Annotated in this window: 11 protein-coding genes; 8 read left to right on the top strand and 3 right to left on the bottom strand. The window is 41.2% G+C overall.

The features are described from left to right. Positions 1–50: 50 nt before the first annotated feature. From F7D73_RS08640 to F7D73_RS08605, 8 genes are all read left to right on the top strand, one after another. Positions 51–431, top strand: coding sequence for a type I-C CRISPR-associated protein Cas8c/Csd1 (locus tag F7D73_RS08640; RefSeq protein ID WP_367383709.1), 381 nt, complete (start codon positions 51–53; stop codon positions 429–431). A gap of 21 nt (positions 432–452) precedes the next feature. Then, positions 453–1,550, top strand: coding sequence for a type I-C CRISPR-associated protein Cas7/Csd2 (gene cas7c / locus F7D73_RS08635; RefSeq protein WP_153123911.1), 1,098 nt, complete (start codon positions 453–455; stop codon positions 1,548–1,550). 7 nt (positions 1,551–1,557) lie between these two features. After that, a complete protein-coding gene (gene cas4, locus F7D73_RS08630) occupies positions 1,558–2,229 on the top strand; it encodes a CRISPR-associated protein Cas4 (protein ID WP_119238150.1) in 672 nt (223 codons plus the stop codon). After that, the gene (gene cas1c, locus F7D73_RS08625; protein WP_153123909.1) at positions 2,213–3,235 is read left to right on the top strand and encodes a type I-C CRISPR-associated endonuclease Cas1c; all 1,023 of its coding nucleotides are present in this window, start codon (positions 2,213–2,215) and stop codon (positions 3,233–3,235) included. Before cas4 ends, cas1c begins: the two co-directional genes overlap by 17 nt. Positions 3,236–3,238: 3 nt before the next feature. Further along, positions 3,239–3,529 carry a CRISPR-associated endonuclease Cas2 gene (gene cas2, locus F7D73_RS08620; protein WP_153123907.1) on the top strand — a complete coding sequence of 97 codons (291 nt, stop codon included), beginning with the start codon at positions 3,239–3,241 and terminating at the stop codon, positions 3,527–3,529. Positions 3,530–4,169: 640 nt separating this feature from the next. Continuing rightward, the gene (locus F7D73_RS08615) at positions 4,170–4,412 is read left to right on the top strand and encodes a DUF3791 domain-containing protein (RefSeq protein ID WP_153123905.1); all 243 of its coding nucleotides are present in this window, start codon (positions 4,170–4,172) and stop codon (positions 4,410–4,412) included. A 6-nt stretch (positions 4,413–4,418) separates the two neighbouring features. Continuing rightward, positions 4,419–4,904, top strand: coding sequence for a DUF3990 domain-containing protein (locus F7D73_RS08610; RefSeq protein ID WP_153123903.1), 486 nt, complete (start codon positions 4,419–4,421; stop codon positions 4,902–4,904). A gap of 2 nt (positions 4,905–4,906) precedes the next feature. Next, complete coding sequence (locus F7D73_RS08605; RefSeq protein WP_006848384.1) at positions 4,907–5,113, top strand: DUF3791 domain-containing protein; 207 nt, start codon at positions 4,907–4,909, stop codon at positions 5,111–5,113. A 536-nt stretch (positions 5,114–5,649) separates the two neighbouring features. Here the strand turns inward: F7D73_RS08605 and F7D73_RS08600 are convergent. From F7D73_RS08600 to F7D73_RS08590, 3 genes are all read right to left on the bottom strand, one after another. After that, positions 5,650–6,042, bottom strand: a complete 393-nt coding sequence (locus F7D73_RS08600; protein WP_153123901.1) for a C-GCAxxG-C-C family protein — start codon at positions 6,040–6,042, stop codon at positions 5,650–5,652. Positions 6,043–6,200: 158 nt separating this feature from the next. Further along, positions 6,201–8,282, bottom strand: coding sequence for a VapE domain-containing protein (locus tag F7D73_RS08595; RefSeq protein ID WP_153123899.1), 2,082 nt, complete (start codon positions 8,280–8,282; stop codon positions 6,201–6,203). 278 nt (positions 8,283–8,560) lie between these two features. Continuing rightward, positions 8,561–9,007 carry a DUF6078 family protein gene (locus F7D73_RS08590; protein ID WP_153123897.1) on the bottom strand — a complete coding sequence of 149 codons (447 nt, stop codon included), beginning with the start codon at positions 9,005–9,007 and terminating at the stop codon, positions 8,561–8,563. Positions 9,008–9,521: the final 514 nt, after the last annotated feature.

The raw sequence follows: 9,521 nt of genomic DNA, 5'->3' as shown, positions 1-9,521 counted from the left end.
TTGAGTATTAATAACTTATTTAATAATCGTCTCGTTTTAACGGGACACTAGTGAACAAAAAGATAAAAATAATGTTAGACGAAAGTAACACAAATCAAGGCTACCTTTGTGGACGCCTCTTTGCAGTTCTTGACAGAATTCAGGAACTTGCAAAAGAAAAAAGTAGTATTCATGAAAGATACATGAATGCAGCGAGTGCAACACCAGCTTCTGTGTTTCCGACAATTCTTAATCTTTCTTCACATCACATGGAGAAGTTGGAAGGAAAGAAAAATATCTATGAGAAGATAAAACAGGAGATTATTGATAAGATACCAGCAGCTGGTTTTCCTGCACATTTAGATCTTCTAGACCAAGGTAGATTCTTCATTGGGTACTATCACCAGAGACAGGACTTCTTTACGAAGAAAGAGAAAGAAAATAAAAAATAATAACGTTTTTAATAAATTATTATGGCTATAATTAATAATAGATTTGAGTTTGTTTATCTGTTTGATGTTCAGGATGGAAATCCTAATGGAGATCCCGATGCAGGAAACCTTCCTCGTGTTGATGCAGAGACTGGTATTGGTTTGGTGACAGACGTTTGCTTGAAGCGTAAAATTCGTAACTATATACAGGTCGCTAAGAATTTGGTAGATGGTTTTGATATCTATATTAAAGAGAAGGCTGTTTTGGGAAGAGAACATGTAGCTGCATTCAACGCATTAGGATACTCTCTTGGAGAAAGAGTTATTCAGCAGATAGAGGAAAATATTTTCAATGAACTTTCTGATTTATCGTTACCTGATGGAATATCTTTGGAAAGCGATAACGATAATTTTTCATTTACATTAGAAGCAGATGTTGTTAAAGATGATGTGAAAAAGTGGCTCAAGGACGCAACTATTAGTTCTGAGGCGAGAAAAGTAATGAACGAGGCATTAAAGTCTTCTAAGCCAAGAAAAGCTTCTCCTGAGGAGCAGGATGGTGGTAGAAAATGGATGTGTAAGCATTTTTATGATATTCGTACATTTGGTGCTGTATTATCATTAAAATCTGCACCCAATTGTGGTCAAGTACGAGGACCTATACAACTAACCTTTGCTCGTTCTGTAGCCCCAATAGCAACAGCAGAGCATTCTATTACTCGTATGGCTGTTGCAACAGAAAAAGAAGCGAAACAGCAAAATGGTGACAACAGAACTATGGGTCGTAAGGCTACAGTTCCTTATGGTCTCTATGTTTGTCATGGTTTTATTTCGGCCAATCTTGCAAAGCAAACTGGTTTCTCAGAGGAAGATCTTCAACTTTTCTTTGATGCATTGAAGAACATGTTTGATGTTGACCGTTCTGCTGCAAGAGGTTTGATGAGTGCTCAGAAATTAATCGTATTCAAACATGATTCTATTTTGGGTAATGCACCAGCAAATAAATTGTTTGATTTGGTGAAGATAGAGAGAAATCCTGATACGAATCCGGATGCTGTACCAAGATCGTTCAACGATTATAAAGTTTCAATAGACATGGATTCTGTTCCTAGCGGTGTAACAGTTGAAAATTTGATTTAGTATCATTATGTATACTGAAGACGAAATGCTCATGTTGTCGGGGATACAGCACTTTATGTTCTGCCCCCGACAATGGGCTTTGATTCATATCGAGCAACAATGGGCAGAAAATAAACTGACGACAGAAGGGCAGATTTTGCACAAGAATGTGGATAATCCCTTCTATCGTCAGAAGAATGGTGATGTTATTACACTTCGCTCTCTCCATATAGCCTCTAAAGAATTAGGACTATATGGTGTAACTGATGCTGTAGAACTTATTCCTGCTGATTCATCAGAAGATGCTATAACTCATAATCGCTACAAAGGATATTGGAAACCATATCCTGTAGAGTATAAAAGAGGTCATCATAAGCCTGATGAAAGAGATGAAGTACAATTGGCTGCCCAGGCAATGTGTCTCGAAGAAATGTATGGTATCCATATTCCATACGGTGCATTGTATTATGATGAAGTAAAACATAGAGAAACAATTTCTATTTCTGAGTCATTAAGAAGTACGACTATTCAATGTGCCCGTCAGATGCATGAGGTATTTAAAAGCGGTATCTTGCCAAAAGCTAACAAACAGCACCATTGCAAGAATTGTTCTCTGGTAAATCTCTGTATGCCGGAAATGAGTGATTGTACTCTAGTATCAACCTATTTAAATAAGAATCTATATGAGGATATTACTTAATACATTATACGTGACAACGCCTGAAGCCTATCTAAGTAAAGATGGGTTGAATGTTGTGGTATCTGTGAAGCAAAACGAGATATTCCGTATTCCTATCCATAATATAGAGCAAATTATTACTTTTGGTTATATGGGGGCAAGTCCAGGATTGATGAAGTTGTGTGCAGATAACAATGTTTCTCTAACCTTCCTTTCACCGCAAGGAAGATATATCAGCCGTTCGCAAGGTCCGACTAGAGGAAACGTTTTGTTGAGAAAAGCACAATATAAGAATTCTGATGAACCTAACTATGCTCTTCATCTCTGTAAACTCTTCATAGGAGGTAAAATCCAAAACTATCGTAATATCTTACGTCGCTTTATTAGAGACAATGGAGATGATGAGGCTATAGCATATGTTTGTGAGGAATTGCTTCGATGTAAAAGAAGAGTATTAAATGCTGAATCAATAGATAGTGTGAGGGGAATAGAAGGAGAAGCTGCCACTGCTTATTTTGGTGTTTTCTCACGCCTTCTTCTAAACCAGAAAGAAGATTTTGTATTTGAAGGTCGCAATCGTCGTCCACCAAAAGATGCGATTAATGCGATGTTATCTTTCGTATATACTCTTATATGTAATGATATGACATCGGCTTTGGAGACTGTTGGCTTAGACCCATACGTAGGGTTTATGCATACTTTAAGACCAGGGCGTGCTTCTTTATCTTTGGATATGATGGAGGAGTTGCGAGCATATTTGGGTGATAGATTGGTTCTATCTTTAATCAACAGAAAACAGATTACCATCAAAGATTTCATCAAGCAGGGTGACGAAGGTATCGTCATGACAGATTCGGGGTGTAAGATTATACTGTCTGCTTGGCAAAACAGAAAGAAGGAGCAGATTATTCATCCTTATTTAAATGAGAAGGTAAGTATAGGTCTTCTTCCTTATGTTCAAGCAATGTTGTTGGCAAGATTCATCCGCAAGGATATTGATGATTACCCTGTATTTTTAATCAAGTAGCTTATGTTTGTGCTGATTACTTATGATGTTAATATAACATCGCCTTATGGTGAGAAACGTTTGCGCAATGTAGCGAGAGCGTGTCTGAATTATGGAAAGAGAGTTCAAAACTCTGTTTTCGAGTGTATTTTGACGGAAGCTCAATTTGTTGTTTTAAGAGACCAATTAAAAGGTATTATTGATACAGAGCAAGACAGTATCAGATTCTACATGCTTGGGAAAAACTGGAAACGTAAAGTTGAAACTTTGGGTAAGGATATGGGGCTTGACTTTACTGGTGAACTTATCATTTAATATATGAGGGTGCGAACCTAAAGTATTGCAAAATAATCTATAGTTTCGCACCTTCTTAAAATCAGTGACTTATAAATATTCTTCCTTTTATAATATTTTATGCGTAATTATTTTGCCATCTTTCGCAAAATAATTATCTTTGCATCGTGATATTCAGCCATTTGCTGAATATGCAGTCACACCCTTCATGGGTGTGTGGATTGAAACCTCATCCTTTATGTGAATGTCTGCAGCATTGCCTGTCACACCCTTCATGGGTGTGTGGATTGAAACTTGTCGAGGTCGCAATACTTAGCTTGCAACGCATGTCACACCCTTCGAGGGTGTGTGGATATAAATGAGTGGATGAAGTGTAGACGAATTTGGAAGGAAAAGTGGTTGTTCGGAATTTCCGAACAACCACTCAATGTGGTGTTTTAGAGAGAAAATACATAGGCGAAGGGGAAGGGGGATTCCATCTTCCAACTCTCCAAACTTCTTTTATCCTCCGAGAAGTTTACTCCTACTTTTATGATTCTTCTTCCATCATCAGCAAAGTTTTTAGCGAAATCGGGCTGTTTTTCTTTATTTAACTCCGAAATAGAGTGGAATATCAGAGAAAATCTATAAATTTGCATCCAAATACAATGTTTTGTAAAGAATGGAAGATAGAGAACTGTTACTGAAAAGTGATCCGGAGTTTGACCGCCTCGCCTTTACGGTGTTGGCTATCGAGGCTTCAGCACAAAAAATGGGTATATCGCCGTCTGAAATGAGAAAGCGATTGGATAAGGTGGGGCTAATCAAGAGTCTCATCCAAGATTGCTATGATACTCTACATACCGAGAGTCGGGAAGCTGTAGCAAATGATGTGGTCGAAGCTCTTAAAAATTGGGAAAGATAAAGAATAATGGAAAAGCAAATATTATATCATGGTTCGAATGTCATTGTTGAGCAGCCTTTGGTAAGCATTGGCAGAAAGGACTTGGATTTCGGTCCAGGTTTCTATCTCACGCCTTTGTTTGAACAAGCTTCCAAATGGGCTGCCCGTATTAAGGCTATCAGACGAGCCAAGCAAGCAATCGTGAACACCTATGAGTTTACTCTACCACAAGACTGCAAGGTAAAACGATTTGATGCATACGATAAGGAGTGGCTCGATTTCATTGTTGACAGCAGAAAAGGAAAGCAGCCTTGGATTGGGTATGACATCATTGAAGGTGGAGTGGCTGACGATCGTGTAATTGATGCAGTAGAAGCCTATATCAATGGTTATGCAGATGTTGAGCATACTCTTCGCCAGTTGGTTTATCACAAGCCCAACTACCAAATTTGCATTTTAAGCCAAGAGATAGTAGATAAGTATTTGCAATTCAAATCATATGAAAGGATATAATTATGTTGGATTTCTTATTATGGAATAAAATCGCTCGTATCATAAAGCAATTAGCCGATACGTTACATATATCAACCGACAGAGCATTACAGATATTCTATGACTCTGATGTTTGCCGTATGCTACATGACAAAGAGCTTGGCTTGCATCTGATGAGTGATACATATATTGTAAATGACTTGATAGAAGAGCTAAGGAATAAGCAATAGCAAAACAATGGAAGATTCGCCAAGGTATAGACAAACTTAAAGGAAATATTGATGCAGGTCTCTTGATAGATAAGCCAGTTCTACAATATGTTTGAAGAAAATGAGGCTGTGGCCCATCATTCCCCATAAGAAAAAGTCGCCATAGACTTGTGGCGCAGTCAACCACTATGGTTGTACTTCATAACAAATAAAATCATTTTAAAGCCCTGGTGCGAGACGCATCGGGGCTTTTTGGCGCCAAGTCCTACAGCTTGATGCCGTATTTCCTGATGCCTTCCCCCATCATCTCTTCCGGAATAAACATTTTGAGGGTATCGACAAGGGTATTCAGCATACGCTCACGGATGAAATCCTCTCTGATATAGATTGATATGCGCCTCTGCCGCCCTCGCAAAATTGCGAAAGCGGTTGAGTGCAACAATGTATTTCAGTTGCTGTAAATTCATATCGTTATTCTATTTATATCATCAGTCAAATACAGGACTTATCTTGCCTTGAACGTGCTCGCTTTGCGCCTTGTATTTTGCCATTGCCTTCTACTTATCGGTTAGTTTATCCAATTGTTCTTCCAGCAGTTCTGCTGCATCCGCTACGCAGAGTGGGCATTCTCTGAGTATCTTTCCTGTGCCCACCCCTTTGAGAAGCTTGCATTGGGTAGCTCCGTTGCGCTGCTGGAATTGGGTCATAATCTGTCGCATCGCCTTGATAGACTTTGCCTTATCCTTTGTGGCAAGTCCCAATACCACTCCAGCTCCTACGAGGGCGCCGCAGGTACCTTCCATATTACCCATTCCTGCCGCAAAGGCATTGCCCACATTTCTAAGGGTCTCTTCGTCCATACCCGTATAATCATAATAGGTACAAACCACAGCCTGGGTGCAGTTGTGTGATAATGATTTTTTGCCCATCTTACATTGGTTGTACGTCATAGCGAATAAGAAATGTTTTTCTGTTTTTATTGCCACATCTATCACCAATGCATTTAACTCTCTGATTATAAGCGAATAATGCGTGGCAATAAGCGGTATTTTTATTGCCACTTAATGCCACGCATTGCCACGTTCTTTTTTATAAGGAAATGAGTGGGTTATTTTTTAACTACCAGATACTCAGTGCCAAATCTTGTTCTTCGGTTCTTCAATCCTTCAATATTCTGAAGCTCTCTGCCCAATTTCTGTATACTCGAAACCTGGAGGGAAGAGCCGAATTTCTGCTTTAAAATGTCGAAAATGGCGGCAGCCATCAGATATTCGCCCTCTTTCAGGTCGTCTGTCGGCTCGAAAACCTCCAAAAAACATTGCTTGATAGGGGAAATCTGCTCAAATTGTCTGTTATGTTGCATGATGATGGCGGTTTCCTTGGCGTCGAAATAGGATTTTTCGCCACGCTCCAGCGCCTGCATCGCCTGCGCATAAAGCTGCTCATAGTTCAGTCTGCCACTCACATCGATAGGTCCCGTCAGCTCTACACCCAGGAAACGGCGGTTGCCAGATGGGTCGGCGAGGATATCCGTCATGTTGCTCGTGGCGATGAAGGAGGCGAGACGAGGGAATTCCTGTACATGACTTCCGTATGGCGGCTTGATTTTTACCGTTGGCAACTGCAGCAGATTCTTCAGAAAACCCTGTTGAACCTGTGGCGAAATCTGATTGAACTCATCGAGATTGATAAGCAGAAATTGTGACATTGCCTGCAGTACCTGACGCTTTTCTGACAGAATCATATTGTCGGTGAAGCCCCAGGATAATTCGGCAGGAATCAGACGGCGGCAGAAGGTGCTCTTGTTGTAACCCTGCTTGGAGATGAGAAGTGGCATGGTGCTGTTGCCATATTGTTTGCGATATACGCCGCGCCACTGGTCTACCATTCCCAGGAACCAGGTGTAAAACCAGTCTTCCCAGTGTGGATTGTTGGTCGGAACGGTCCGAGCCAGGGCACGGATGCGGTCCTTGCCGTCCCATTTTCCCAGGCAGTCATAGAGATAGGACTCTATCGGGCTGTAGTTTCTGATGCGGTCTGACTCTAGAAAATTCCTTACATCCTTGATGCTTACGTGGATGTCTGCTATCTGAACAGCCAGCGTCATGCTCTTCTGCACGCGCGCATCCACCGGCTTGAAATCGCCTATCCATGAATTGTTGGGACGGTATTCGGTGTATTTCATCACGGTATTGTAGCGGAACTGGTAACGACTTTCCAAATAGTTGATCATCTGCAGAATGTCGGCACGTCCTTTTCTGGCTGAGGCTGATTTCTCCACTCTCTTGTCTTTGGAATGGGAATCGTAAGCGGTGCCCACAATCTGACGGAGTTGCTCTTCTGCCACCTTGCTCCAGTTGTTGCGGCGAATGTGGACAAAGGTTTCTTCTTCGCTGAGGCCCATGTTGCAGAGCTTGATGGCGATGGCTGAGAGGCTGGCTAAGAATCGGTCGTTGTCGTTCTTCCATGAGATGTTGGCTTTTTTCATTTCCGTCATCGTCTCTTCTGATGCCTTGCGATAGAGAAATTCATAATCATCGTAGGCTTTCAGGTCGTCGATGCTTTTGGGTGCTGTGGCAACCGCAAACTGGTTTGAGGCAATGCGCATCGCCACCGCCTTATTGTTATAATAAGGTGAAGCATCCATCGTAAGCATGAAGTTTGATTCCAGGGATGGTTTTTCTGGTTTGATAGTAGCATGAACCTGCGCCTGATAGAGCGTCTTTACCTGTTCGTAGGCTGATTGGTAGAGTAAATCTGCTTCTTCCTCTTTTGTCGGGATTTTTCCTTCTTCGTTGCTGATGTTGACGAGTACGATGAGGCTTCTTCCGTCGGCACCTTCGATGGCAGCGAAGGTCATCGGCAGCAGACTTGCGGCAGTCTTTGCGGCATTTTTTTCCTGATTCGTCATGAGATTGATGAAGTGGAGTATCACGAGTCCGTTCGATTTCTGAAAGACGAGATTGCCACTTTCGTCCTTGCTGAATTCAGCGGCAGGATAAACGTGTTGCCATTCTCCGATGCCTTTATAGTACTGGTAATCGCCTTCCATCAGCGGCACGCTCATTCTGAATCTGGTGACACTTTGCTTGGCATCGTCCTTGGCGATGCGCTCTAGAAAACTGTCAACGGTTTTCGTACTGACCATCAACTTGTTCTGTCTGTTGATTCTTGTAATAGTAAACTTCATGCTTCTGCTAAATTATTGATAGGGTGTTACTTGTGGTTATTAATAGCATTGCTTTCCGGGTGCAACTGACGTCCTGGATTCTGCTTCCAGGCATCAGGAATGTTACCCCGAGACTTTGCCCAGTTTTGCCCAAGGCATTGGGTACTTTTGCCCGGCGGTGTCGGGTAAAAGTCCTCGTAGTCTCGGGTATGAGTCCTCATGTCCGTGGTTGTATTTCCTTATCGTCTCGGGCACAGTTGCTCATGGCCGTGGGTACAGGTCCTCATGGTCACTGGCTATCAGTAGTTAACCTCTTCTGTATATCGGTCGAACCTCATATTGGTGTAACCACGTCCTTTACACCATTGCAGGATGTACTGCTGCTGTTCAGGAACGAGTCCTGTTTGTCCTAATTTATAGCGATAATATGAAGTGTTACTTCCGAAGTAGGAAGTCATGTGTACTCTGAAACTTCCTTCATCTTTGCGTTTCAGTTCGTCAAGAATCTTCTCAAATCCGTATGCCATTTTTATCAGACGGAGTTGCAGGAAATGTTCGCATTTTTTGTCGTGATAGGCATCGGGATAGATGGCGTAACCATTGGTCTGCTCCGGTTTCTTGTAGGTAACGGAAAGATAGTGTGCACATTCTTGTGCCAGGGGGCATTGCTCGTTGAAGCAATAGCTCCATGAGTTGTAAACATCTCCTTTAGCGAAGTAAAGCCTTACTAAATCTGCTTGTGTCATTAGCTTATGGTTTTCTAAGTATAAAAAGTGGTTTCACAGGAGTCATAAGCTTCTAGGTGGAATCGGCAGGAACTTTTCCTACTGAGTGCAAAGATACAAAAAATGTTGGCAAGTGCAAGTCTTTTCTCCACTTTTTAAATGTTTTTCTTCGAAAAAATATTCTTTTCTCCGATATTATTGTGTCTTTTCCTCAGAGAATCCCAGGTTTTTTGCCATTGCGTGGCATTAGGTGGCAATAGGTGGCAATAAAAAATGCCCTTATTGTCACGCTTAAATGATTAAATACCAAATGGTTATCTAATTGCGTGGCAATAGTGGCATTAGTTTTAGAAAAACGTTTCCTGTAATATAATGAAGAAAAATGCACTTTCCCTTTATCCCTTATACTTATTTTCATTCGGAAAAGACAAAAAAGTATAAATAGCGAATCATATAAATGGTCAAGTGAAATATTATCATTATCTTTCCTCTATAAAACGAAAATGATTTCCCTCGCATAGGGTAACTACAATTG

It is taken from the genome of Segatella copri, assembly GCF_009494395.1.
Lineage (GTDB): Bacteria > Bacteroidota > Bacteroidia > Bacteroidales > Bacteroidaceae > Prevotella.
Note: the sequence above shows the minus strand (reverse complement) of the source record. Positions and strands in the feature narration are given on the sequence as shown.